Raw genomic sequence first — 26,742 nt, 5'->3', positions numbered from 1 at the left:
TAGACACCCTATTAGGCATCTATATTAGCATAAACTGCATTTTTTTCGATAAATTCTCTTCTTGGAGGAACTTCGTCACCCATTAACATCGAGAAAACTCTATCCGCTTCTGCAAGACTGTCAATATTTACCTGACGCAAGGTTCTAAAACTCGGATCCATTGTGGTTTCCCATAATTGTTCCGCATTCATCTCCCCAAGACCTTTATACCTTTGAATTCCTGCGCTTCCACCCATTCTTTCATTAGCCTGATCTCTCTGTAAATCATTCCAAGCATATTCTTTTTTATTCCCTTTTTTAACTAAATATAAAGGCGGAGCAGCAATATATACGTGCCCTTCTTCAATTAGTTCTTTCATAAATCTAAAGAAAAATGTCAAGATCAAAGTAGAAATATGACTACCATCGACATCGGCATCACACATAATAATTACTTTATGGTAACGCAACTTAGAAATATTCAATGCTTTACTATCCTCTTCAGTACCAACAGTAACTCCAAGTGCTGTAAAAATATTTCTAATCTCTTCGTTTTCAAAAACTTTATGATGCATTGCTTTCTCTACGTTCAAAATCTTACCACGTAATGGTAAAATCGCTTGAAAAGCACGGTCACGACCTTGTTTTGCCGTTCCCCCTGCCGAATCTCCCTCGACAAGATATACTTCACATTTTGCAGGATCCTGTTCTGAACAATCAGACAATTTCCCTGGTAATCCACCACCACCCATTACGGTTTTGCGTTGTACCATTTCACGCGCTTTCTTAGCAGCATGACGTGCCTGTGCTGCCAAAATTACCTTTTGAACAATGATACGAGCATCATTTGGATTTTCTTCCAAATAGTTCTCAATCATTTCACTCACTGCCTGACTTACTGGTGAAACTACTTCCCTGTTTCCAAGTTTAGTTTTAGTTTGTCCCTCAAATTGTGGTTCAGCAACTTTTACAGAAATAATTGCAGTTAAACCTTCACGGAAATCATCCCCTGAAATATCAAACTTCAATTTGTCTAACATCCCAGATGCATCTGCATATTTCTTTAGTGATCTTGTTAGACCAGTTCTGAAACCTTGCAAGTGCGTTCCTCCTTCGTGTGTATTGATATTATTTACGTAAGAAAAAATATTCTCTGTGTAACTTGTATTATAAATCAAGGCAACTTCAACTGGAATTTCCCCTTTATCATTATCCATCGAAATAACGTGGGCAATGATTGGTTCGCGATTTCCATCTAAGTAACGGATATACTCTTTTAAACCTTCATCAGAATGAAAAACTTCAGATACAAATTTTCCATCTTTATCTAATTCTCTTTTATCAGTAAAAGTGATTGTAATTCCCTTATTCAGGTAAGACAATTCACGCATACGTGCCGACAAAGTATCATATGAAAACTCGATAGTTTGAGTAAAAATACTAGGGTCAGGATAAAAAGTTACGATAGTACCTCTTTTTGTTGTTTCCCCAATTTGTTTTACTGGATATAATGCTTTCCCTTTTTCATATTCCTGCTCATACACTTTTCCATCACTACTATGAACCGTAGCTCTAAGATGATTTGACAATGCATTTACAACAGAAACCCCAACACCGTGAAGTCCCCCAGAAACTTTATAAGAATCTTTATCGAATTTACCTCCAGCACCAATTTTAGTCATTACAACCTCTAGCGCTGAAACACCTTCTTTTTTATGGATACCAACAGGAATACCACGTCCATTGTCCTCAACAGAAATAGATCCGTCTTCATTTATATCAACTATTATCGTATCACAATGGCCTCCCATTGCCTCATCGATAGAGTTATCTACTACTTCATAAACTAAATGATGAAGTCCTCGAACCCCCACATCTCCAATATACATTGACGGACGCATTCTTACATGCTCCATTCCTTCTAATGCCTGAATACTATCTGCTGAATAATTGTCCTTCTTGATTTCTTCGCTCATATGATTTATTCTAAAAATGTAATTTCGTCTAACACGCAAATATATAAAAACGTAACCTATTTAACCGTTAAAATACCTTTTTAAGGTGTTAAGTTATTAACATTTTATCGATTTAAAGCATAAAAAAACGCTCTCAAAATCGAGAACGTTTCATTATCCTAAGCCATGCTATACAACTATTCTTGTTTTAGCCATTTCTGTATCCGCCTTAACGTGAGCTGCATTTGCCCTTCCACTTGGGTCCTCATTTTCTTGCCATTTTGGAATCCACTTTCTAACCGTTTGAGCGGCACTTACTTGAGGATAATACTTATGAAATATTGATCTGTAAAAATAAGCTTCTTTCGTGGTTGGAGAATTAAAAGGAAATTCAGCAATCGCTCCTGCCAACTGTTCATCAGTAACTTGAGAAGAACAATATTTGATTAGGCCATCAATCCAACTATAACCCACACCATCAGAGAACTGCTCTTTTTGCCTCCATAAAACTTCGTCTGGAAGATATGGATCATCGGGAGTATCAAATGCTTTTCTTAAAACATATTTTTCTTTTTCATCATATGATTTCGGCATTTTTTCTTTGGCTTTAATTCGAATAGCAACATCTAAAAATGCTTTATCCAAAAAAGGAACCCTAGTCTCTAATCCATGCGCCATTGTTGATTTATCAGCTCTTAGTAAATCAGCTGTAAATAATTTCTGAACTCTTTCAATTGTCTCTTTTTGAAAATCTTCGCTTGACGGAGCATTTCTAAAATACAAATACCCACCAAAAACCTCATCAGCTCCTTCTCCCGAAAGAACCACCTTTACACCTAAATCAGTTATTGCTTTCGACAAGAAATACATTGGAACACTCGCTCTAATTGAAGTCAAGTCATAGGTTTCTAGATTCCAGATTAACTTTTCTATTATTTCTATTCCTTCTTCAACAGTGAAATACACTTCGTGATGGTTCGTCCCGATGAATGCTGCCACTTTTCTTGCTGCAATTGCATCTGGAGCATCAATATCCAATCCTATCGAAAATGAATGTAACTTTTCACCTTTTTCTGCCAACAGTCTTGCAGCTATTGCCGAAGTTAATGATGAATCCAGTCCACCAGAAAGCAACACACCAATAGGCACATCGCTCATCAATCGCTTACGAGTTGCCTCTGTCAAAGTTTCCCGTATTGCATCTAAATCTAGGTCTTGGTCGGCTTTTAAATAGTCCTCATATTCTGGTTGGTAGTATTTCACAAACCCCGTTTTTGCAGTATAATAATGTCCGGGAGGAAATGTCGCAAATGTTCTACATTGATCTGCAATAGATTTCATTTCAGATGAAAAATAAATTCTTCCTCTTTCGTCTAAACCGTAATATAATGGCTTTACACCCATTGGATCTCTACCAGCCATATAATTATCACCATCAACAATTACAAAAGCCCAATCTCCATCAAGCATATTGCAAAAGTCAAAACCAAACTCTTCATACAAATGAACGATAACTTCCGAGTCAGATTTAGTTCTAAAAGTATGATTTTTTAAAATTCCATCTCTTAATTCCTGGTGATTGTATATTTCTCCATTATGAATCATATAAGCCGATTTTGTACCTTGTATCGGTTGCTTCCCTGAATGCAAATCAATAATTGACAAGCGTTCATGACTCAAAATATGTCCATTTTCAGTTACATGCAAATCGCTTTCGTCTGGACCACGATGTGACATTCTTTTTGAAAGCTCTTTTACAAGTTCTCTGTCTTTCCCCTTCCCAATAATGGCTAATATTCCACACATAATTAATAATTGTATTTTTTCTAATTTAACAGCACAAAGATGCGTCAACAGTTACAAACACAAAACACAAATAAATATTTTAGTTTAAATTAACAACCAAAAAATGCTATTTACGTAAAAAGTGTAACTCACACATCAAAAGACGAAAGTGTTATGTAATAAATTGTAAATTTTTCTTTGTGAACAACTCTACTTATTTAACCTTAGCCCCTTTTAAATAGACATTAGCGGGCTTCATTTCAAGAATTTCACTTTCCATTATTTTCATGATATCTTTATCGTAGATTACAAAATCTGCCCATTTTCCAACTTCAAGACTTCCTTTTTCTTCTTCTTCAAAATTAGAATAGGCAGCCCAGATAGTCATTCCTTTTAAAGTTTCCTCTCTAGACAATGCATTTTCAATTTGGAAACCACCTCTTGGATAACCTTTGCTATCTTTTCTGGCTACTGCAGCATGAAAAGTCAACATTGGATTCACTTCCTCTACTGGAAAATCAGTTCCTAAAGCAATGACACCTGCTTTCTGAAGTAATTTTTTATAAGCATAAGCATTTTTCAAACGGTCTTTTCCTAATCGATCTCCGGCCCAATACATATCTGAGGTAGCATGTGTAGGCTGTACGGAAGGAATTATTCCAAACTTAAAATAATCAAAATCTTGCTCACGTAAAACTTGTGCATGCTCAATTTTCCACCTTCTGTCTTTCTTTCCAGTCAAGGCTTCTTTATACACTTTCAATATTACTGTATTTGCAGAATCTCCAATTGCATGTGTATTTAGCTGAAAAGAAGAAGCCGCAATTCTATTTGCAGTCACTTTCATATCAATAACAGGAGTAATTAATGCACCATGATGTTCAGGACTATCTGAATATGGCTTATGCATGCAGGCCCCACGAGAACCTAAGGCTCCGTCACCATACATTTTAAAAGAACGCACATTTAAATTATCCGTTTTATAAATTCCTTTTTTAAGGTACATATCGATGTTCTTTGGGCTGGCTGAGACCATCGCGTAAACATTTAACTTCATCGCTTTCGCTTTTTGCAAACTATCTATCAAGTCAATAACATCTGGATCTAGTCCCGCATCATTTACCGTTGTCAAACCGTAATCAAACATTACTTTTTCAGCATCTAATAACGCGGCTATTTGCGTTTTTCGGCTTGGTTTTGGAATTATATTAAAAACCAATCCCATAGGATTATCTATTAAAATCCCCGTTGGCTCTCCATTTTTAATTTCGATCTGACCACCATCTGCCTTTGTATCTTTAGTAATTCCCGCTAACGCCAATGCTTTACTATTGACAACAATGGCGTGACCATCTACTCTATTCAGCACCACGGGTATATTTGGAAAATATTTATCCAAAATAGCTTTGGAAGGAAATTCTTTTACATTCCAATCGTTTTGATCCCATCCGTTTCCAACAATAAAATTTGATTTTTTTTCTTTTTGAAAAGCTTGAATCCGCTTTACTACTTCCGCCATACTTTTAGTCCCTCGCAAATCGACTTCCTGAAGACTAAGTCCAAAACCATAAAAATGACAATGTGCATCTATTAGTCCTGGGTAAATAAACTTCCCTTTTCCTTCTATTACATTACTTGATTCAAAGTTGTTTCTAATTTCATCATCGCTGCCCACAGCTACAATTTTACCGTCACTGACAGCCATCGCAGTTGCCGTTCCGAAATCTTTATCTACAGTGTAAATAGTGGCATTCGTAACAATGGTATCTACGGCAGTCTTGTTCTTTTTTAAGCAAGAAGTAAGTGCCAGTAAACTGAAAATTAAAATACAGCGTTTCATAATGTGGTGTTTAGATACGCTAATATAAAAAAGAAGCCTAATATAAAAGAAGCTAGACCTAATTATTTAATAAAATAGCTGAATATTATTACAAATCTATATTTTGGTTAACACAAAAAAGGCGCCTCCGAGATGGAAAGCGCCTTATTATTTTTAAAATGCAAAGCAATTATTTTATCCTTTCACATAAGAATCTGAATGGACATTAGCCACTGCTCTTCCTGATGGATCGTTCATGTTTTTGAAAGCCTCATCCCATTCTAGAGCAATTTTAGTACTACAAGCAACACTTGCTTCTTGTGGCACACATAAAGCGGCTGCATCACTTGGGAAATGTTCTGTAAATATAGAACGGTAATAATATTCCTCTTTAGATGTTGGTGTTTGCAAAGGGAACTTGTATTTAGCATTTGCTAATTGCTCATCAGATACTTCAACAGCTACAACTTCTTTTAACTTATCAATCCAACCATATCCAACTCCATCGCTAAATTGTTCTTTTTGTCTCCAAGCAACACTTGGTGGCAACATGTCTTCAAAAGCTTTACGAACTACCCATTTCTCCATTGGGTGTTCTTTGTTGATCATTTTATCTTGTGGGTTGATTCTCATAGCCACATCCATAAACTCTTTATCTAAGAATGGCACACGACCTTCAATTCCCCATGCAGCTAAACTTTTGTTAGCTCTTAAACAATCGTACATGTGTAGTTTTCCTAATTTACGTACGTTTTCTTCATGAAATTCTTGTGCATTTGGCGCTTTGTGGAAATATAAGTATCCTCCAAATAACTCATCAGCACCTTCACCAGATAGTACCATTTTGATTCCCATTGACTTAATAACTCTCGCCATTAACCACATTGGAGTCGACGCTCTAATGGTGGTCACGTCATACGTTTCTAAGTTATAGATCACATCTTTAACGGCATCTAATCCTTCTTGAATTGTAAATTTAATTTCGTGGTGAATCGTTCCGATATGATCTGCTACAATTTGAGCTGCAGCTAAATCTGGAGAACCTTCTAGTCCTACAGAGAACGAGTGCAATTGTGGGTACCAAGCATCAGCAGTATCTCCTGACTCAATACGTTTTTGTGCATACTTTTTGGCGACAGCCGAAGTAATAGAAGAATCTAATCCTCCTGAAAGTAATACTCCGTAAGGCACATCACTCATCAATTGTCTGTGAACCGCAGCTTCTAAAGCTACTTTAATATCTTGAATGTTTGTTTCGTTGTCTTTTACCGCATCAAATTCAGTCCAGTCTCTTTTGTACCATTGTACAAATTCACCGTCTTTACTTGTCATATAATGTCCTGGAGGAAACAATTGAATTTTTGTACAATATCCTTCTAAAGCTTTCAATTCAGAAGCTACATAAAAAGTTCCATGTTGGTCCCAACCTATGTACAATGGAATAATTCCCATGTGATCACGAGCGACAAAATATTCATCTTTATCAACATCATAAATCGCAAATCCAAAAATTCCGTTCATTTCATCAACAAAATGAGGTCCTTTCTCTTTGTAAAGTGCTAGAATAACTTCACAGTCACTTTCAGTTTGAAAGTTATATTTCCCTTCAAATTGTTTACGTAATTCTCTGTGGTTGTAGATTTCACCATTAGCAGCCAAAATCAATTTTCCGTCTTCACTTAACAATGGTTGTTTACCCGAAGCTGGATCAACAATTGCCAAACGCTCATGAGACATAATCACTTTTTCATCACTGTAAATTCCGCTCCAGTCTGGTCCACGGTGACGGATGATTTTTGACATTTCCAACACTTGTGGTCTTAAAACTTCTGCTTTTTGTTTTAGGTCAAAGGCACATACTATTCCACACATAACTATATATTTTTATTTGTTTATTTAATTTGATAAGGCAAAGATGCGATTGTAGTTACAATTGAAAAACACATACAACACATATGGTTATAATTTATAACACAAATTGCTTTTTTACACAAAATAAGTAATTGAAAAATTAAAAAAAACAGTTTTATACTTAAGAATAGTAATATTATTCCTTACAGATCTATAGTGTAGATCCCAACAAAACAGCTTTTTTAAAATCACAGACTATAAAATCTCTTCTATTATGTAAGTCGTTCCATTAATCTCAAAAGTAAAGCCCACTACGTTCCCCATTAATTTGTTTCCCAAAGGCGACTGCGGTGACAATGCGATAATATTAGTTCCTTCAATATTTATTTTTGGCAGCGCCAAACTCATGTACAGAAAGATTCCATTGGCTTTTACTAAGCTCCCCACAATTATTGTTTGGGCTATTTTACTGGCGTCAATTTTATCCAAAATCGCTTTTTGGGTTACCACCTCTCTCAATTTAGTATTGAGTTTTTCTTGTTCTAGATGCATCATAGACAAAGCCGTTTCGTGTTTATCACCAGCTGATCCTTTGGCATCATTTTTTGAATCTTCGGTCAGTGCCGCTATCATATCTCTAAAAACATCAATTCTGTCCTGAACGAGCTGCAAATAGTATTGATATATTTTTTGTTTAAAAGTCATATTTTTTTTCATTTTGGAAGACAACAGGCAAAAATCAATAAACTATTAAAGCTTGCTCTACGCCACCAAAGTTAGAGTAATATTCTAAAAATGCCATGTCTTTTTTTAAACCTATTTCAATTTGTTTTCAAAATTTTAACATGAATTATTATCTTTATAAAAACACAATTGATAATTTTAACATTCTAATCATTTAATATACACTATGAAAAAATCAACAGTAGTAGCCACAGTAGCTTTTGCTTTTACAATGCTTTTATCTTCGAATGCAAATGCTCAAAAATTTCCTGATCTTGACAAAAGCCCAATGGATGTAGCAGCATATCCTAACGATTATAAAGATGCAGCTAAGATTGCAAAGGTAACTTATAGCAGACCTCAGCTGAAAGGCCGTAGTATTGATGAATTGGCGCCATCTGGAAAAGTTTGGAGAACTGGTGCTAATGAAGCAGCTGAAATCACTTTCTACAAGGATATGAAGCTAGGTCAAAACAACGTTAAGGCTGGCACATACACTATATATACCATTCCTGAAAAAGCTTCTTACACAGTAATTATAAACAAAGACCTGAACGTTTGGGGATCATATTTTTATAAACAAGAAAATGATGTAGCAAGACTAAGCGTTCCTGTAACTGAAGGAACCGAATCACTTGAAAACTTTTCAATGGTTTTCACCAAGGCTGACAATGGCATTATGCTGAATATGGGTTGGGACAAAATGAGAATTGCTGTTCCTTTTACTGAATAATATTTTTACAAACATAAAAAAAAAGGCTTCCACATTGTGGAAGCCTTTTTTTTCATCTTGTTTTGACAAACATTCAATTGCTTGCGCCAAATTAGAAATCAAATTTATAATTTGCACCTACAATAACCTGAAAACCTTGAACTTGGTAGTCCAACCATTTCTCATAGGCTTGGTTCGTAATATTGTTAGCTCTTATAAAACCAGTCAAACGATCGTTGTATTTATATCCTAGATGTGCATTTACATCAAAATAACTATCTAAAGTCATTGGCGTAGCATCAACGGTGAAATTGGTGTTCAATTTCATATCCTTACGTTCGCCAACAAAGTAAACAGCAGCTCCTGCAAACCATTTTTGGGTAATATTAAAATCAATATTCGAATTCAATTTTAATTCTGGCAAATTCCATGCTTCTTGCTCAATATAATTAGAGTAATTATTAAAAGTTCCGCTGATTCCAAAAGTCACAAAATCTGAAAAATTAGCTTTTAAATCTCCTGAAAAACTCAATGTTTTCATGTCGTCGTAAACAACCTGCATTGAATTTCCAAAAGCATAATTTTCATTGGAAGTATTTTCATTGTAGTCATTGCTTCTAAACAAAGCTTTATTTCTTTCGTTTACATACGAACCTTTAATGTTATAACTCACACTATTACTCAATTTCCCTTTCAAACCAGCAAAAACATCATATTGTTTGTCCGTTGGAGTAATGTTTAAGGTTGGCGATAAAAACGGATTTTCATTAACAAAATCCAAATAAGAATTTTGTTCTAAACTTCCTTCTGCTCCAGCATAAAAAATCATTAAATCCCCAACCACTTTGTAGCTTGCATTCACTTGCGGATAAACAAAAAACTTGTTATTGCTGTTTTCGTTGTCCATACTATAAAAAACGGCAGCACCAATATTTATGGTCCAATCATCCTCTTGCATTACAAAAGTAGGTGTGATTCCAAAATTAGTATAACCATATTTTAAAGGTTCTGAATTTGTTTTTAAATAATTATTCTCGAAACTTCCAGCTACATAATCTACAATTATATTAGTTTTAATAGACTCATCCATTATGTCAAATTGCAAAGACGGCTTGACATAAAATCTATTTTCAGCCGATCCATAAGTATCGGTAAAATGACTAAACTTCATGTTGGCATCATTCAAAATCCCATCATTAAAATCAATTTTCCCTCCAATAGAATAAGTATTATACACATGTTGAGCATTAATTCCGTCTACTATAAAAACGCGGTCATTTGAAGATAAGTTGCTACCAAACTCTGAAGGTAAACCGTACCAATTGTATATCTGGTTTCTATAACCCAAGTCCAAGTTCCAAGACAAAGCATTAGTATTTGCTCCATAAGTTAAATCTATCGATGAATTATAAAAACGATCATCAAGTTCAACATCTTTTATTCCTCCTTGTGAAGAAAGATGACGAAACATTCCGCCCACATAATCGTTATTCCCCAAATCTTGGTTCACAAACAATTCAGCATTTAATGTTCTGTAATTCCCAAATCCTAAGGTCGCATAGTTATCATACAAATGCGCTTGTTTCGTTTTGTCAACTCCTTCCGCCTTTCCTTTAGAAGGTGTAAAAGTAGAAGCAACAGGAAAAGAAAAAATAGAATAATTAATCTTTTCTTTTTTGGCATTTCCTTCATCATCAAGCACAGGCGTTTCCTGCACTTTAAATGCGTCAGATAGTGTCGGCGTATAAGGCTTAACCACATTAACGACTTCAGACCCAATATTTTCTTCCTTCTTCTGAGCAAACGAAAACTGGAAGGCAACTAGGAATAAGCCAATGGTAACTTTATTTTGGAAATTGAATTTCATATTTTTTTGTTTTATTATAAAAAAGGCATTTACAAGACTGTTTTCTTGCTTCCTGCATTTTATACATTTCTTATTTTTTTATTTTAGTCTATTATTTTAACCTACTTCCCATTCTCCTTGGGCCACAAACTGAGATTCGCCACCTATATTTATATCAAACAGGTTCTCTTCTCTTTTCCCTTCAAAAAATATTTGAGACTTTCTATTAATGTATTCTCCCTGATTATTCACCATTTTTATTTCAGTTGAGTGATATTTCAATAAAAAAGCTTGTAAACATGTACTAGCACTTCCTGTTGCTGCATCTTCTATAAGCTGATTATTTTCAATGCACAACATTCTAGTGTTAAGAATTTCATTTTCTAAACTAAAAAAATATAAAGCTTTGTGTTCTGTTTTACATTTTGCTTTTAGCCATTCTGCTGTTTTATCTTTATCCAGTTTGACCGCATTTAAGGTCTCTCTATTTTTTAGTGGTACAATGACAAAAGCACTTCCTGTAGTTACTTCCTGAACTTCAAAACGATTATCAAAATCAGTCACACTCAAATTACTAAAAGAAGCAAAGTCTTCCTTCATAAAAACATCCAGAAAATCTGGTTGCGCCGCTTTTAACCAAACTAAATCCTTGGATTGACGAACCTGAATTTCTCCTATTGGAACTTTTAATTCAATTTCATTAGGCTGATGTTTGAATACTTTATTCATCAGAACCCAGGATGTCCCTATTATAGGATGTCCTGCAAATTGCATTTCGTGTGCAGGAGTAAAAATTCTAATCGTTGCCTTGTTATCTTCAGCAGCGCTATCGGTAACAAAAGTACTTTCGGCAAAATTAATTTCTCGTGCTATTTGCTGCATCTGATCCGTCGTTAAGTCAGCCGCATTTAAAAAAACAGCCAGCTGATTTCCAGCATATTTTTTTTCTGTAAATACATCTATTATATAAAAAGGAATAGTCATTTTTAATTAATTTTAAATTCACAACAACCGGATTATTCCAGTTGTTTTAAATATTCCTAATTCGTTATCGATGAATTTGTTTTTGACTCCTCGGCTTTGATCATATTTAATTCTTTTTGCGCTTCAGAAATAACATCTGGAAAATCAGTAAAATTTTGAATGACATTATCTAGAATATAAGTCGCTTGAAAACCATCTTTTAGTCCATAGAAATTTTTAGCCATAAGAATCAATCCCTTTGCACCAAAATAGCGGTAACTGGAATAATTTTTCGCAAGCTTTTGAACCGCTACATTTGAAGATTCAAATTTCCCGTCTTTATTTTTGAAATAAGCGTCATAATACAAAGCCTCGGCTGCTAATTCTCCCTTTGCAATGGTTAGCAATTTAGCATATCCTGATCTGGCTTTTGCTTCATCCCCAGTTTGCATTGCTGAACGAGCAATGATAATCTGAGCATCACTTCTTACATTATCATCCGTTTTGGCATTATTTAGCACCTTATCAGCATAGACAATTGAATTAGAATAGTCTTTTTTATCATAATAACATTTCATCAAATTAGACTGTGCGAACACCTTATTTTGAGGAAAATCAGCTTCGCTTTCTAAACGAATTAATACGGGAATTGCTTTCTCTTTTTCGTTATTATCTAAAAGTACTTGTGACAATCTAGCTAGAGATTGCTCCGTGAATTCACTTCTCGGTTGGTCAATAACATATTGGTAATTCGAAATTGACTTGTCTTTTTGTCCTTCAGAATAATAGGCTTGCGCCAAATAAAAATTAGCCTGCAGTGAATGCATTCCTCTTGGAAAACTCGATATGTAAGCATTGAATCCTGAAATCGCTTGCTTATTATTATTTTGTTCGAATTGCTTTGCTGCAGATTCATAAGAATCATTATCTAATTCTACATCTGTAACAGTAACGAAATCTAACGTTCGTACCCAAGTCGCATATTCATTTACCCTACCTCCGTCAACATAAATCAACCTTGCTGTCGATACTGCTTCTAGGGCTTCTGGGGTTTTAGGAAAATCAGCTGCTACTTTTTTAAATTTGCTTAAAGCCTCATTATTTCTATCTGAATTGTAATAAATTAATCCTTGTCTTAAAATAGATTTTGCCGTGTAAGAACCGCTTTTATACTCCCCTATTAATCGATCAAAAGTTTTCAAGGCAAGATCTTGCTGCTTACTGGCTACATAAGTATTAGCCAATTCATACATCGCATCGTCACGGTAACTTGATTTGGGGTACAATTGCAAGAATAAATTCAGCTCCTCAATTTTCTTATCGTTTTTAGCAATAAAACCGTAACACAATGCTTTTTGATAATAAGCGTAATCAGCATCGACACCTCTAGATTCGATTACTTTATTGTAAGCTTCCATTGCTGGCCAATATTTCGAAGTTACAAATCGGCAATCACCTAATCTTAAATAGCTATCATTTAATCTTACTTTGTCGTCTTTTACTGCTTCAATCTGATTTTGAAAATATTCTCCAGCTTGATCATATTCCTTCAATTTGAAATAAGCATATGCTATATTGTAATTGATATTTTTATACTCCACAGTACTATGAGCACGCGCTGAACTTGCGAATTGCTTATAACTCAACAAAGCATTTTTATAATCATCTAAAACATATTCTGTTTCTCCTTTCCAAAAAGTAGCTCTGGCCGTAAAATCAGCATCTATTTGTCCATCAATAGATTTCTTGAACATAGTTGCAGCCTCAGAGTAGTTTCTATCAGCATATAACTCCATACCTCTATAAAAAGTAACTTTTTGATATGCTAACTTGTTTCCTGGGCTTTTGTTTTTTTCCAATAAAACCAATGCTTCTTTATAATTCTTAGAAGAGATATAAGAATCAATCAATAATTTTTCAATTACGGAACGGTTGGCGTTATTTGGATATTTTTTCATGAAATCCAATAAAACTGCAGGCACACTTTGGTACGAATTCCCAATTTCATAACTTAATTTAGCATAATTCAAACTAGCATCTTCTTGTATAGATGTGTCAAATGCCATTTCAGAAGCATTCTTGAATGCATTCAAAGCCTCTTGTTTTTTATCTAATTTTAAATAACTTTCGCCCAAATGGTAATAGGCATTTTGAGCTACAAAATCTTTTCCGTTTATGATTTTATTGAATTGCGAAATAGCATTTTCAAAATCGTTTTGTTTGTAATAGGCATATCCCAATTGGTAAAAGTCAGTATTATTCCATCTTCCTTTTTTCCCTTTATAAGCAGCTAAATAAGGAACTGCTTTGTCATATTGTTTTAAATTAAAATAGCTTTCACCAATTATTTTACTCAATTCTGATTTTTCAATAGCGTTTGACTTAGCCATTGCTTTTTCGCCTAGCTCAATTGCTTTTTGAAAATTACCAAGCTTAAAATTCATGTCAGCTTGATAGTATGACAATTTTTCTTTGTATTTCTCTTCCCCTGAAACTTCATCAAAATATTTCGTAGCCTCCTTGTAGTCATCCCCTTCATAGGCAATAAACCCTAAATAATACTTAGCTTGCGAACCGTATTCCTCTGAGTTCACCACTTTGTTAAAATAGCTTGTAGCTTCCTTTTTATTCTTGGAACTAAAAAAAGCATAGCCTTTTTGGAAATTAAATTTATCTCTGTCTCTATTATTCAATTGGCTTTCGTCAACTCTTTCAAACCATTGAAGTGCTTGTGGATAATTACCTTGCTCAAAGTAAAAATGTGCTACTTCTATAAATGCCTGATTGCTCTTAGCACTGGTAGGATAGTCTGCAACGAAATTTTCCATCAAAACATCAGCATTGGCACGATTCAAACGAATAGCACAATTGGCATCATAGTAAGCACAATCTGATTTTAATTCTTCGTCAGTCGTTTCTAATTTTACTTTTTCGAAAATAATTTGTGCAGAGGCATATTGCATATCGTTGAACAACGAAAGCGCTTTATTGAAATCTGCTAAATCATGGGTGTAGATTGTTGATTTTTGCGCTGAAACCGTAAAAGGTGCAGCAAAAGTCAATAAAAAGAAGAGCCAGGAAAATATACGCATTTTGATTTTTTTTTTAATATTCAAATGTATTATAACTAACCACTATAACGAATTGTAATTCGGTTTTATTATGAACAAATGTTTTAACAAAAAATAAAAAAAATCATAATTGATAATTGAAAATTGATAATTGATAATTACTTTTACCCAATAAACAAACGCCAATTATGTCTCAAGCAGTACTGTCTTTAAAAAACGCATCCATTTATCAAGAAAAGAATGTTATTTTATCAAACATAAATTTGGAAGTAAACCATGGTGAATTCTTATACATCATTGGAAAAACAGGATCAGGAAAAAGTAGCTTAATGAAGACGCTTTATGCTGATTTGCCTTTAACAGAAGGCGAAGGACACATTGTTGATTTTGACTTAGTAGGTTTGAAAGAAGATGACATTCCGTTTTTGAGAAGAAAAATTGGTATTGTATTCCAAGATTTCAAACTATTGCCAGACCGTACGATAAAAGACAATATGTTATTTGTGCTAAAAGCGACAGGCTGGGTAGACAAAAATGAAATGGATCGTAAGATTGATGAAGTTTTGGACAAAGTGGGCATGAAAGAATATGCACACAAAATGCCACATCAAATCTCTGGTGGTGAACAGCAGCGTGTTGCTATTGCTAGAGCTTTGCTAAATGATCCTGAACTTATCCTTGCCGATGAGCCAACTGGAAATCTAGACCCACAGACAAGTGCTGAAGTTCTTGAAGTTTTAAGAACCATCAACGCCAATGGAAAAACGATAATAATGGCAACGCACGATTATGCTTTATTGATGAAATTCCCTTCAAAAACATTGAAATGTGAAGACTCTAAAATCTTCGAGGTGGTTCAGAGAACAGTGTAATGCTTTCTGTCCTCCTTCCAATATACAATTACAATGCATATCCATTAGTTCAGGAATTGCACAAACAATGCTTGGAATCTAAAATTGATTTTGAAATCATCTGTATGGATGATGCCTCTACCCAGTTTAAGTCACAGAATAATTCGATTTTGTTGCTAAGTAATTGTTCGCTAACCGAATTACCTAAAAACATTGGCAGAAGCAAAATCAGAAATTTACTGGCTTCAAGGTCTAATTATGACTGGCTTTTGTTTCTAGATTGCGATTCCATAATCCTCACCCAAAATTATATTAGCAAATACATCCTTAATCTGGAAGGATTTGACATTCTTTATGGAGGACGATTGCATCCAAAAGAATGTCCCTCAAACAGTCAACAGCTACGATGGAAATACGGACGAATTGTTGAAGATCAAATAGCATTAAACAGAAAACAAAGCCCTTATAAATCGTTACTTTTTAATAACACTTTGATTAAAAAGAACTGTTTTGACAAAGTGAAATTTAAAGAAGAAATTACTACCTATGGTCATGAAGATTCTTTTCTATCCTATAAATTAAGTAAATTTAATTTAAAAGTAAATCATATCGAAAACCCTGTCGAACATACGGATATAGACACGAACGAGGTCTTTTTACAAAAAACAAAAGATGCTCTAGAGAACCTTATGAATTTGTACCGATTGAACCAAATTGACATTAAATTTATACGAATGGTTCAACTTTATCATTTTTTAAGCAAAACGAAATTAAGTATTCCCATTTCGAAATTATTTCCCCTTTTTGAAAAACTAATATTAAAAAATCTTAAAGGAAAAAACCCAAGTCTATTTATCTTTAATATTTTCAGAGTGGGCTACATCTGTAAATAAAAACCATAATGACATGATCTATTTTTCAGTAATAATTCCACTGTATAACAAAGAAAAATTTATTGAAGCCACGCTACGAAGCGTCCTTGAGCAGTCTTTTACTGACTTTGAAATTCTGATTATCAATGATGGATCGACGGACTCAAGTGCTGAAATAATCAAAAAATTCAATGACCCCAGAATCCGTTATTTTTCAAAAGAAAACGAGGGAGTATCTGCGGCCAGAAATTTTGGAATAGATAAAGTACAAGGCGAATTCATTGCTTTCATAGATGCTGATGATTACTGGTATCCTGGTTTTTTAGAAGAAATGTTTCAAAACATTAAAAAATACCCCGAACAAAAAGTGTTTTCGGCAGCAATTGAAATAGAAACTTCAAAAAGTGTTTTCCCTGCACAATATTCTATTACCAAAACGAGTGATTGTGAGATAGTGAATTATTTTTCAGCCAGTTCAAAAGAGACTGTTATATGCACTTCCTGTGCTGTTTTTAATAAAAGTATTTTTGAAGAAATAGGCAATTTCGATACTCAAATAAAAAGCGGACAAGACACTGATCTTTGGATCCGAATAGGATTAGTACATCCCGTTGTATTTTCGTGGGAAATTTTGACTAGGTATGTTTATGATGAAAATAGTCTTTCAAAAAACATAAGCCATCTCAACTCAAAAGTGGATTTTAGTAAATTTAAAGAATTAGAGAAAACCAATCCTCAGTTGAAAAAATTCTTGGACTTGAACCGATTTTCAATGGCTATAAAATTCAAATTATCAGGAAACAAAGTCGCTTTTGATAACTATTATGCAGCTATCGAGTTAAATAATTTGGGTATAAAAAAACGGACGCTACTTTTGCTGCCCGCTACTTTACTACATGAATTAATCCGATTTAAAACTGTTTTAGCCGATTCTGGCTTTGGTTCATCGGTTTTTAAATAACGTAAAATCTTTAAAGTTTCGAATGTAATCTTCTTCATCAAACTCATCCGAAGCCAACACCAAACAAACGGATCCTGAAGAAAAATTCTCTAGTTCTCTCCAAATTTCTTTTTCAATCAATAAGCCATAATTAGGTTTATTCAGCGTGATTGTTTTTTCAGAATTTCCGTCTTTAACGACAACATCAAAACTACCGCTCAAGGCAATTAAAAACTCTTTTTGTTCTTTATGTGCATGTCCTCCCCTTTTACTTCCTCCAGGAACATCATATAAATAGTACACTCTTTTAGACACAAACGGAATGGTCTCGCCTTCTATTACAGAAAGATTGCCTCGCCTATCCTGAACTTTAGGAATTTCAATTAACCGCACTTCGTTACTGCTTATCATGTTCTTAGAATAAAATGGATTCCCATTGTTTTGAAATAGATTTTAAAGATAAATGTTGTACACTGCTTGAAGCATTTTTTTTACAAAAATCATATAAATCTGAATCGTCAATAAATCGATTCATGGCCGATGCCAAACTATTTGGATTGTTATTCTCGACCAACAAACCATTGTATTCGTTTTTTATTATTTCATTAGGTCCTGACTTGCAGTCTACTGAAATTACAGGAATTCCCAAAGCTAATGATTCGACTATTGATAGAGGAAACCCTTCATGTCGGCTCGTTAAAATGGTGAATTTAGCTTGTTGCACATAAGGAAATGGATTATTATTAAAAGGTAGAGTTTCAACAAAAGAATCCAATTTTAATTCTTTGATTTTATCCTGAATAAAGGTTAAATCAGGTCCTTCACCCATAAGGTAAAGCTTATACCCTTTCATAAAAATTTTAGAAATTGAAAAGGCTTCAAGCATTAAACTAAAGTTCTTTACTTTTTCATCAAACCTACCAAAATACAAGATGTATTTACCGTCAAAGACTTCATCATTTTTTATTTCAGTTTTCGATAAATCATACGGATTGTAGATGGTTGTCGTATTTTCGAAATCAAATTTTTGTTTTAATTCCAGCTCGATAGCCTTCGAAACACAAATAATTTTTTCCGTTTTCTGATAAAGAAATTTAGACCAAAAAATAGATTTTGGAAAGTAATTATCCAGCTTAGAACTATGAACTACAAACCATAATCTTCTTTTTCCATAAATCCAATGCGTCAATAATTCCCGTGTCAAATTATTTCTAGGTCGGTTATCAATGATTAAATCTATTTCCTTTTCCTTTAAATACTGATGTAATAAAAAACCCTTTTTAATTTTTTTGAATACTGAATTATAGCCTAGACTATGGCTTCCCAAATTAAGCAACTCGCCAGCATATTTATAATTAATATCGTCGTTCACAATGATGTTATGAATTTCAACATCGCAATTATCCAGTATATAACTCAACATCGAAGCAAATTTTTCGGCTCCACCGCGTCCTAAGGATGTCGAAATTATCGCTACTTTGTTTCTGTTTTTTATCATTCTTGTCTAAAAGTAAATATATTTACCAAATATACACATAAATGAAAGTTTTACTTGTTGGCGAATTCAGCCGTTTACATAACTCGCTCAAAGAAGGCTTACAGGAATTGGGGCATGACGTTTATATTGTAGGCCATCAGGATGGATTTAAAAACTACCCTATTGACTTTCCCATTGTAAAAAAATGGGATAATGGTATTTTAAAAAAACTAAAAGTAGGTATTCACTCGCTCTTCCGCTTTGACATTAGCTCTTATTTAACTTATCGCCAATTCAAGAAAAACAAGATTCATTTTACCAATTTTGATGTAGTGCAACTCATCAATGAAAACAGTTTTTACTGTCAATACTATTACGAAAGAAAAATCCTTGAGTTTCTGTTTAAAAATAACACTAAAGTATTCTTATTATCTTCCGGTTACGATTTTTTGAATGTAAAATACGGTTTTGACAATCCGGATTTCAAATCGGCGATTCAGCCTTATTTATCAGGAAGAATAAGCACCAAAAACTTCGAGAACGTATTGAAATTCAAAACCAAATCGTTTGAAAAACTGCATCAATTTATTTATTCAAACATAAAGGGAATTATTGCTACTGATCTCGACTACCATATTCCGCTACATAATAACCCTAAATATTTAGGACTTATTCCAAATCCAATTAATAGCGCTAAAATTGACTTTCAACCAACGACTATTTCAGACAAGATTGTGATATTTCACGGAATAAATGAGGCTAATTATTATAAAAAAGGAAACGACTATTTTGAAAAAGCATTGGATTGTATCGCACAAAAATACGGAGACAAAGTTGAAATAATTACAACTCGAAATGTTCCTTACTCGATCTATATTAACTCGTATAACAAAGCGCATATTTTACTCGATCAAGCTTACGCCAATGACCAAGGTTATAATGCACTTGAAGCCATGGCAAAAGGAAAAGTGGTGTTTACAGGTGCTGAAAAAGAGTTTTCGGAACTGTATAATCTACCGGAACGAGTGGCAATAAATGCAATTGCAGATGTCGATTATTTGGTGACAGAATTATCTCACCTGATTGAAAATCCTGCTGAAATAATAACCATTGGAAAACGTGCGGGAGACTTTATAGAAAGAGAACACGATTATATAAAAATAGCGAGTAAATATTTAGAAATTTGGAACAGATACTAAAACAAACTCTTTCTGAAATAGAGTAGCAAAATAAGCAAATAAACAAAGTTATCTAGCGCTTGAGCCATCACTACCCCTTGAATCCCGAATAATCCCATCAAATAATCACTTAAAAAGTAGAACAAACCAAGCGATACTAATTCTGATACAATAAATGCGATAGTAAGTCTTTTGGCAAAAAATTGATACCCTAAAATCAGAGAAGCTGCTTTTAAAACATCACCAAACAATTGCCAGAAAAACAAAGATTCAACTTGCAAAAACTCATTAGTAAACAGCAACTTGATGATAAAAAAACGGGCAAAATAAATTATTGTTACTCCAAAAATAAAGACTGGTAAAATTCCTTTGTAGAAGCTCCAAAATATACTTTTTGTTTCCTGACTATCCTTTGAAGCAGAGAGTTTAGGCAAAAAATAAACAGTCAAAATAGTACTTACAAACAACATATAATAAGTAGATATTCTTGTCATCGTTTCCCAATAACCTGCTTGATCGATGTCAAGCGTTTGAATGATATTATTACGTACCATTAAAAAAACCAGAGGCCCCAAAACAGAGGAAACCAATGCCATCAACGAATAAGACGACAATTTCTTGATAAAACTAAAATCAAAAGCCGCACTGCTGATTATTTTAAAAACCGCAATTTCCTTGTTGACAAAATAGAATGCGACAAAGAACAATAAAGCCGGTGAAATAACGATGGACAATAAAGCCCCAAAAGTTCTATACTCCAAAATCAAAACAACTGAAACTAACAACCCTATAGCATTCCCTATACTATTAATCCAAATTACCTTTTTGAAATTCCCCAAACCATTCAGTACGGAAACCAATAAAATGGAAACTGCATACCAAGGTAATGCCAGAGACAAAGCCTTGAAAACAAAATCATATTCAAAATGACTTCCGAAAATCCTGTAGTTCCAAAAAGCAGCAAAGAAATATAGAAATCCACTTAAGAGTAAAGCGACAAGTAGCAAACTCATAAAAACAGTTGAAATAAATTTCTGCAGCTGTAGCTTGTCCTTCTCGATTTCGGCCACATACTTGACGATTCCGTTTTGAAATCCCAATGTTGATACCGTTTCTAATGAAGACATGAAGTTTCTAAGGTTTCCTACCAATGCCATTCCGCTTGGCCCAACAAAAACGGCCAATAATTTAGAGGTCACTAGTCCTATCCCTATTTTCAGGATTATACTCAAACTGTTTAAAGAACTAATTTTAAACAGTTGTGATTTGTATATTTTTTTCAAAACTTCCAAATCAGTATTTATTTAAAACAGAAATAATGTAATCAACTTCTTCCGCAGTTAAAACTGGACTTATAGGTAGACTCAAAACCTCGTCATGAATTTTTTCTGTAATTGGAAAAGACAAATCATTCCATTCAAATAAGGCTTTTTGCTTATGTGGCGGAATCGGATAATGGATTACCGTTTGTATTCCGTTTTGATGCAAATATTCTTGCAGTTCTGTTCGGTTTTTTGTTCGAATAACAAACAAATGAAAAACATGATTATTAGATAAATCCCAGTGCGGCAACACTATTTTATCATTATTTATTTCAGCCAAATATCGTTGCGCAATTACCCTTCTGAGTTCATTATCTGAGTCCAAATGACCCAGTTTTACATTCAAAAAAGCCGCTTGGAGTTCATCCAGCCTTGAATTCATTCCTTTGTGATTATTATGGTATTTGGTTTCTGAACCATAATTTCTAAGAGCTGAAACTACTTTTGAAAGTTCTTCATCATTTGTAACAACAGCTCCTCCATCACCTAAAGCACCAAGATTCTTACCTGGATAAAAACTGTAGGCCGCAGCATCTGATAAATTCCCTGCTTTAATTCTTCCTGAATTCTGCAATCTAAAATCAATCTCTGCGCCATGAGATTGGGCTGCATCTTCAATTACCAATAAATTATTTTCAACAGCAATTTCATTTATTGCATCCATTTCGGCTAATTGACCATACAAATGAACTGCGAGAATTGCTTTGGTTTTTGAGGTGATTTTTTCTGTTATTAAATCAGCATCTATATTGTAGGTTTCCAACTTTGGCTCAGCCAAAACAGGAACTAAATCAGCTTGTAAAATAGCCAGAATACTGGCAATATAGGTATTGGCGGGAACGATAACTTCATCGCCTTTTTGCAATTTCCCTAACTGAATGTAGCCCTTAAAAATTAAAACCATCGCGTCAAAACCGTTTCCCGTTCCTATGCAATATTTTGTCCCACAATAACTGGCAAAACGAGTTTCAAACTCCTTAACTTCATTACCCAAAATATACCAACCAGAATCTAAAACTACTTTCAATTTTTCTTGAAAAGCAGTTTCGTAAGGTTCATTTATTTTTTTTAAATTTAGAAATGGTATCATAGTACAACGTTTTCTAAATTGCTATAATTCTCCGTTTTTAATTTGATATAATTCTGAACAGACGCTTTGGCTCCAAAACTTTCTTTCCAATAGGCCAAACCTTCATTTATAACAAGTCCATTTTTATCAGATGAACTTCCTAAACTTATGTACTTTTTATCTAAATATTTTCGCATCACGAAATCAAAAAGCACGTCCAAAGCCGCTGTGCTATTTCTATCTTCAATACCAGAACTGTACTGAAAATGAACCAGATTATCCATAACAAAAAGAACAGCCCCTGCATTCAAAACACCATTAATGTACGCACTAAACAATTTAATTTGGTCAGGAAAACATTTCGCTAACTGCTTTATTTCTTCTAAAGAATGAACCGGCAATACTCCAAATCTTGTTTTTAAATTAGGAACCAAAACCTCTTCCCAAAAACCCACATAATTATGGTCTTCTCGGACTTCAATCTCGATTTGACTGGCCATTTTTAAAGCCCTTTTCCTATTTCTATTGGGAATATAACTCTCACTATTATCAACAACCATATATATATCTGAGCGATACACTACAGCCTGCATCAAGAAAGAAACATAATCTAATTCATCCGATAAAACTCTATTGTAAATCTTAGGTGGCAATTTCAAATAAAGGAATTCGATATTTAATTGAGATAAATAGAACATCAATTCCCTAACAATGTTCAAATAATTTTTTATTCTAATATTATTCTGGATAACAATCGTACCATAACTCAATCCTTGATGAGAATAAAGTTCATTCCCCACTTTGTTCGCTGGTAAAACAGCAACTAATTCTTTTCCCTCAAAAACCATTAAAGAAAAATCCTCAAATCGGTCCTTATGGTATTCCATAAAATCACGATGGAATAGAAACGTAGAATTTTTGGCTTGACCAATAAAGGCATTCCAATTAGCATAATCACTTTCCTGATATTTTTGGACGGAATAATTTTTCACTGTTTAATTTTAGACCTCGTGAAAGTAACCTTTTTTTTATTTATTTTCGAAAGTTGGCAAATACCATTTGAATTTGACTGCCATTAAACGAACAGAAATAATCACTAAAGAGGTTGTTAAGTATAATAGGTCATCATCAAAATCAAAACTTTTTAAGATAAAAAACACGACACCTCCAAGTATACAGATCGTGGCATATATTTCCTTTCTGAAAATCACTGGGATTTCGGCACATAAAATATCACGGATCACACCTCCAAAACAGGCTGTCATAGTACCCAATGCGATACATACAATAGGATGCAAACCAATATTAATTCCTTTTTCAAGACCAATTAAAGTAAAAACCCCTAATCCGATAGTATCAAATAGAAACAGTGAAGTTCGCAATCGATCAAATTTCTTTCTGAACAACACGGCAAAAACACAAGCGATACATATTACATATACATACTCTAAGTCAAGCATCCATCCCACTGGTGTTCGCCCAATCATAACATCTCGCAAAGTTCCTCCTCCCACAGCAGTCACAAAAGCAATTATAAATACCCCAAAGGCATCCATTTTTTTGCTCATGGCAGTCAATGCGCCTGACATTGCAAAAGCAATTGTTCCTATGATATCTAATAAATGAAACATGAATTTTGGTGAGTTAAGATTGAGACCTTAATTTTTATTGTAATAAAACGACAATTGTGGCAAAATTAAAGAAAAATAGTTGCGTAAAAGTGTTCTGACAAACTTATCTATTCAATCTCATTTCAGATTCATAAATATTCCATTCTAAATTTATAAAACTGCATGTTCTCTATGTATCTTTGTTAAAAAATAATAATTAAATTTTAGAATATCTTGAAACAAATCACTTCAGTTCAAAATCCATTCATAAAATCATTGGTATTATTGCAGGAAAAAGCAAAAAACCGCAAGCAAACGGGTACTTTTATAATTGAGGGCAAAAGAGAAATTGAAATAGCTATCAAAGGTGGTTATGAAGTGGAAACAATATTGTTTTATCCTGAAATTTGTACTGAAATTGAAGCAAAAAAAATAGATAAAACTGCTGAGCTGATAGAAATCAACAAGGATGTTTTTCAAAAACTGGCATATCGAGAAACTACTGAAGGTATTTTGGCTATTGCCAAAACAAAATCCATGCAGTTAGCCGACTTAAAATTATCAGACAACCCGTTAATTTTAGTTGCAGAAGCGCCCGAAAAACCAGGAAACATTGGTGCTTTATTGCGAACTGCTGATGCCGCTAATCTGGACGCCGTGATAATTGCCAATCCAAAAAGTGATTTATACAATCCAAATATAGTGCGCTCAAGCGTTGGCTGTCTTTTTACCAACCAAATTGCCACTGGGACAACGGATGAAATCATTGCTTTTTTGAAAGAACGAAAAATCAATTTCTATTGTGCCACTTTACAAAACTCGACATCCTACCATACTCAAGATTACACCACTCCATCAGCTTTGGTAGTAGGTACAGAAGCAACTGGTTTAACACAGGAATGGCGTGATGCCGCTACTAAAAATATCATTATCCCGATGCAAGGCGAAATTGATAGCATGAACGTTTCGGTAGCAGCTGCAATTTTAATCTTTGAAGCTAAAAGACAAAGAGGTTTTTAAGTTTTAGATTGCAGATTTTAGATTTTAGATTTTAGATTTTAGATTTTAGATTTAAAAATAAAAAGTTGCTGTGATTCTATCATTTCGATAAAAGAAAATCTCTAGCTAAAAAAATAACATATCTTACATTAAAAATATGAAAAACAACTTATTTGTAGCAATAACGTTAATTTCAACTACGCTTTCTTTGGCTCAAATCAGTCCAACTCAAGTGGACGAATTAGTCAATCGTACTATCAAAACTTTTAATGTTCCGGGAATTGCAGTGGCAATCGTTAAAGATGGAAAAGTAGTTTTGGCTGAAGGTTATGGTGTAAAATCAATTGACACAAAAGAAAGGGTAGATGCAAACACTCTTTTTGGAATTGCATCTAATAGTAAAGCGTTTACAAGTGCTGCTCTAGCAATACTTGTTGATGAAGGAAAAATAAAATGGGACGATAAAGTTATCAAATACCTTCCGAATTTTAGAATGTATAATGACTACGTGACCCAGGAATTTACAATCCGTGATTTATTAAGTCATAGAAGCGGACTTGGTCTAGGTGCAGGAGATTTAATGATTTGGCCTGACGGAAGTAATTTTACTGCCCAAGACATCATTCAAAACTTGCAATATTTAAAGCCTGTTTCTGCTTTCAGAACAAAATATGATTATGACAATTTATTATATATAGTAGCTGGAGAGGTTGTTCATGTGGTAAGTGGAAAAAGCTGGGCCGATTTTGTCGAAGATCGTATCATGAAGCCATTAGAAATGAATAATAGCGCAGCTTCTTTTGTACGATTGAAAGACAGCACTAATATAATTGCTCCTCATGTGCCTATCGATGGAAAACTGAAGGTGATAACAAGGTATAAAAATCAACTTTTTGATGCTGCAGCCGGAATATATTCTAGCGTCAATGATTTGAGCAAATGGGCCATTATGCAAATGAATAATGGAAAATACGGAGCTGACAACAAACAGTTATTCTCTGAAAAAGAACATGCTGAAATGTGGACACCACAAACTATAATACCAATTAGCACTGTAGCGCCATATAACTCTCATTTTAAAGCCTACGGATTAGGTTGGTTTTTGAGTGATGTAAAAGGATACAAAGAGGTAACACATACTGGTGGACTAGAAGGAATTGTAACGCAAACTACTTATTTCCCTGAATTGCAATTGGGAATTATTGTACTGACGAACCAACAATCAGGTGCTGCATTTCGTGCAATCACAAATACTATAAAAGACAGCTATCTTGATATAAAATCGGAGGACTATGTTGCACTTTACAGCAGTCGCATCAAAGCTAACGAAGATTCTGCCGATAAAGTTACGGATGAAGTTTGGGCTACTGTAGCAAAGAACAAGGCTGCCAAAATCAAAACTGACTACAAAACTATTACAGGAACTTACACTGACAGTTGGTTTGGAGATGTCATAATCACTGAGAAAAAAGGAAAATTATACTTTGAATCTAAACGTTCTTCTCAACTAAAAGGGGAAGTGTTTTTCTATAAAGAAGGTAATTATGTTGTAAAATGGGACAATGCCTATTTACATGCTGACGCTCATTTATTTTTTCAATATGACAAAGCCGGAAAAGCAACCGCTTTAAAAATGAAACCCATTTCTGATTTAACTGATTTTAGTTATGATTTTCAGGATTTGGACTTCACAAAGGCAGTTACTAATTAGACGAAAACC

At 34.0% G+C, this 26,742-nt stretch carries 21 protein-coding genes; 7 read left to right on the top strand and 14 right to left on the bottom strand.

Going from position 1 to position 26,742, the window contains the following annotated elements; genetic code table 11:
• Positions 1–11: 11 nt before the first annotated feature.
• From gyrB to BLV91_RS06980, 5 genes are all read right to left on the bottom strand, one after another.
• Entirely contained in the window at positions 12–1,955 is a 1,944-nt protein-coding gene (gene gyrB, locus BLV91_RS07000) for a DNA topoisomerase (ATP-hydrolyzing) subunit B (RefSeq protein WP_091431144.1), read from the bottom strand.
• A gap of 168 nt (positions 1,956–2,123) precedes the next feature.
• The gene (asnB, locus tag BLV91_RS06995) at positions 2,124–3,740 is read right to left on the bottom strand and encodes an asparagine synthase B (RefSeq protein ID WP_091431141.1); all 1,617 of its coding nucleotides are present in this window, start codon (positions 3,738–3,740) and stop codon (positions 2,124–2,126) included.
• A 193-nt stretch (positions 3,741–3,933) separates the two neighbouring features.
• Positions 3,934–5,559, bottom strand: coding sequence for an amidohydrolase (locus BLV91_RS06990; protein WP_091431139.1), 1,626 nt, complete (start codon positions 5,557–5,559; stop codon positions 3,934–3,936).
• A gap of 174 nt (positions 5,560–5,733) precedes the next feature.
• Positions 5,734–7,410, bottom strand: coding sequence for an asparagine synthase B (gene asnB, locus BLV91_RS06985; RefSeq protein ID WP_091431137.1), 1,677 nt, complete (start codon positions 7,408–7,410; stop codon positions 5,734–5,736).
• Positions 7,411–7,644: 234 nt separating this feature from the next.
• Positions 7,645–8,094: a hypothetical protein gene (locus BLV91_RS06980; RefSeq protein WP_091431251.1), complete on the bottom strand. Its 450-nt coding sequence runs from the start codon at positions 8,092–8,094 to the stop codon at positions 7,645–7,647.
• A gap of 205 nt (positions 8,095–8,299) precedes the next feature.
• Here BLV91_RS06980 and BLV91_RS06975 point away from each other — a divergent pair, with 205 nt between their 5' ends.
• Entirely contained in the window at positions 8,300–8,845 is a 546-nt protein-coding gene (locus tag BLV91_RS06975) for a DUF2911 domain-containing protein (RefSeq protein ID WP_091431135.1), read from the top strand.
• Between the two features lie 91 nt (positions 8,846–8,936).
• Here the strand turns inward: BLV91_RS06975 and BLV91_RS06970 are convergent, their stop codons facing one another.
• The 3 genes from BLV91_RS06970 to BLV91_RS06960 all read right to left on the bottom strand — a co-directional run bounded on the left by BLV91_RS06970 (position 8,937) and on the right by BLV91_RS06960 (position 14,725).
• Complete coding sequence (locus BLV91_RS06970; RefSeq protein WP_091431132.1) at positions 8,937–10,691, bottom strand: TonB-dependent receptor; 1,755 nt, start codon at positions 10,689–10,691, stop codon at positions 8,937–8,939.
• Positions 10,692–10,787: 96 nt separating this feature from the next.
• Positions 10,788–11,654 carry a PhzF family phenazine biosynthesis protein gene (locus BLV91_RS06965; protein WP_091431130.1) on the bottom strand — a complete coding sequence of 289 codons (867 nt, stop codon included), beginning with the start codon at positions 11,652–11,654 and terminating at the stop codon, positions 10,788–10,790.
• A 56-nt stretch (positions 11,655–11,710) separates the two neighbouring features.
• Positions 11,711–14,725, bottom strand: coding sequence for a tetratricopeptide repeat protein (locus BLV91_RS06960; RefSeq protein WP_091431129.1), 3,015 nt, complete (start codon positions 14,723–14,725; stop codon positions 11,711–11,713).
• 167 nt (positions 14,726–14,892) lie between these two features.
• Here BLV91_RS06960 and BLV91_RS06955 point away from each other — a divergent pair, with 167 nt between their 5' ends.
• From BLV91_RS06955 to BLV91_RS06945, 3 genes are read left to right on the top strand one after another with little or no spacing between them, the layout of a single operon-like run.
• Positions 14,893–15,576: a cell division ATP-binding protein FtsE gene (locus BLV91_RS06955; protein WP_091431127.1), complete on the top strand. Its 684-nt coding sequence runs from the start codon at positions 14,893–14,895 to the stop codon at positions 15,574–15,576.
• Complete coding sequence (locus BLV91_RS06950) at positions 15,576–16,448, top strand: glycosyltransferase family 2 protein (RefSeq protein WP_091431125.1); 873 nt, start codon at positions 15,576–15,578, stop codon at positions 16,446–16,448. Before BLV91_RS06955 ends, BLV91_RS06950 begins: the two co-directional genes overlap by 1 nt.
• Before the next feature lie 13 nt (positions 16,449–16,461).
• Positions 16,462–17,388 (top strand): glycosyltransferase family 2 protein, encoded by a 927-nt coding sequence (locus BLV91_RS06945; protein ID WP_091431122.1) that lies wholly within the window; start codon positions 16,462–16,464, stop codon positions 17,386–17,388.
• On the opposite strand, the gene BLV91_RS06940 is transcribed toward BLV91_RS06945, so the two are convergent.
• Entirely contained in the window at positions 17,371–17,778 is a 408-nt protein-coding gene (locus tag BLV91_RS06940) for a sugar 3,4-ketoisomerase (protein ID WP_091431120.1), read from the bottom strand. The genes BLV91_RS06945 and BLV91_RS06940 overlap by 18 nt on opposite strands.
• A 4-nt stretch (positions 17,779–17,782) precedes the next feature.
• Positions 17,783–18,865, bottom strand: coding sequence for a glycosyltransferase (locus BLV91_RS06935; protein WP_091431117.1), 1,083 nt, complete (start codon positions 18,863–18,865; stop codon positions 17,783–17,785).
• Between the two features lie 41 nt (positions 18,866–18,906).
• On the opposite strand from BLV91_RS06935, the gene BLV91_RS06930 reads away from it, so the two are divergent.
• On the top strand, positions 18,907–20,043 hold the full coding sequence (locus BLV91_RS06930; RefSeq protein ID WP_091431114.1) for a glycosyltransferase: 1,137 nt from the start codon (positions 18,907–18,909) through the stop codon (positions 20,041–20,043).
• On the opposite strand, the gene BLV91_RS06925 is transcribed toward BLV91_RS06930, so the two are convergent.
• From BLV91_RS06925 to BLV91_RS06910, 4 genes are read right to left on the bottom strand one after another with little or no spacing between them, the layout of a single operon-like run.
• Complete coding sequence (locus BLV91_RS06925; protein WP_245709624.1) at positions 20,040–21,305, bottom strand: O-antigen translocase; 1,266 nt, start codon at positions 21,303–21,305, stop codon at positions 20,040–20,042. The two genes, BLV91_RS06930 and BLV91_RS06925, sit on opposite strands and share 4 nt — an antisense overlap.
• Before the next feature lie 10 nt (positions 21,306–21,315).
• Entirely contained in the window at positions 21,316–22,434 is a 1,119-nt protein-coding gene (locus BLV91_RS06920; RefSeq protein WP_091431112.1) for a DegT/DnrJ/EryC1/StrS family aminotransferase, read from the bottom strand.
• Entirely contained in the window at positions 22,431–23,405 is a 975-nt protein-coding gene (locus BLV91_RS06915; protein WP_091431110.1) for a hypothetical protein, read from the bottom strand. The genes BLV91_RS06920 and BLV91_RS06915 overlap by 4 nt, the downstream gene beginning before the upstream one ends.
• Before the next feature lie 36 nt (positions 23,406–23,441).
• Positions 23,442–24,044: a trimeric intracellular cation channel family protein gene (locus BLV91_RS06910; RefSeq protein ID WP_091431109.1), complete on the bottom strand. Its 603-nt coding sequence runs from the start codon at positions 24,042–24,044 to the stop codon at positions 23,442–23,444.
• A gap of 213 nt (positions 24,045–24,257) precedes the next feature.
• Here BLV91_RS06910 and BLV91_RS06905 point away from each other — a divergent pair, with 213 nt between their 5' ends.
• Together BLV91_RS06905 and BLV91_RS06900 are read left to right on the top strand one after the other, a co-directional pair.
• Positions 24,258–25,043 (top strand): TrmH family RNA methyltransferase, encoded by a 786-nt coding sequence (locus BLV91_RS06905; RefSeq protein WP_091431107.1) that lies wholly within the window; start codon positions 24,258–24,260, stop codon positions 25,041–25,043.
• A 136-nt stretch (positions 25,044–25,179) separates the two neighbouring features.
• Complete coding sequence (locus BLV91_RS06900; protein ID WP_091431106.1) at positions 25,180–26,733, top strand: serine hydrolase; 1,554 nt, start codon at positions 25,180–25,182, stop codon at positions 26,731–26,733.
• Positions 26,734–26,742 lie beyond the last annotated feature (9 nt).

The organism is Flavobacterium degerlachei, assembly GCF_900106645.1.
Lineage (GTDB): Bacteria > Bacteroidota > Bacteroidia > Flavobacteriales > Flavobacteriaceae > Flavobacterium > Flavobacterium degerlachei.
This window is presented reverse-complemented; position numbering and strand designations above follow the sequence as displayed.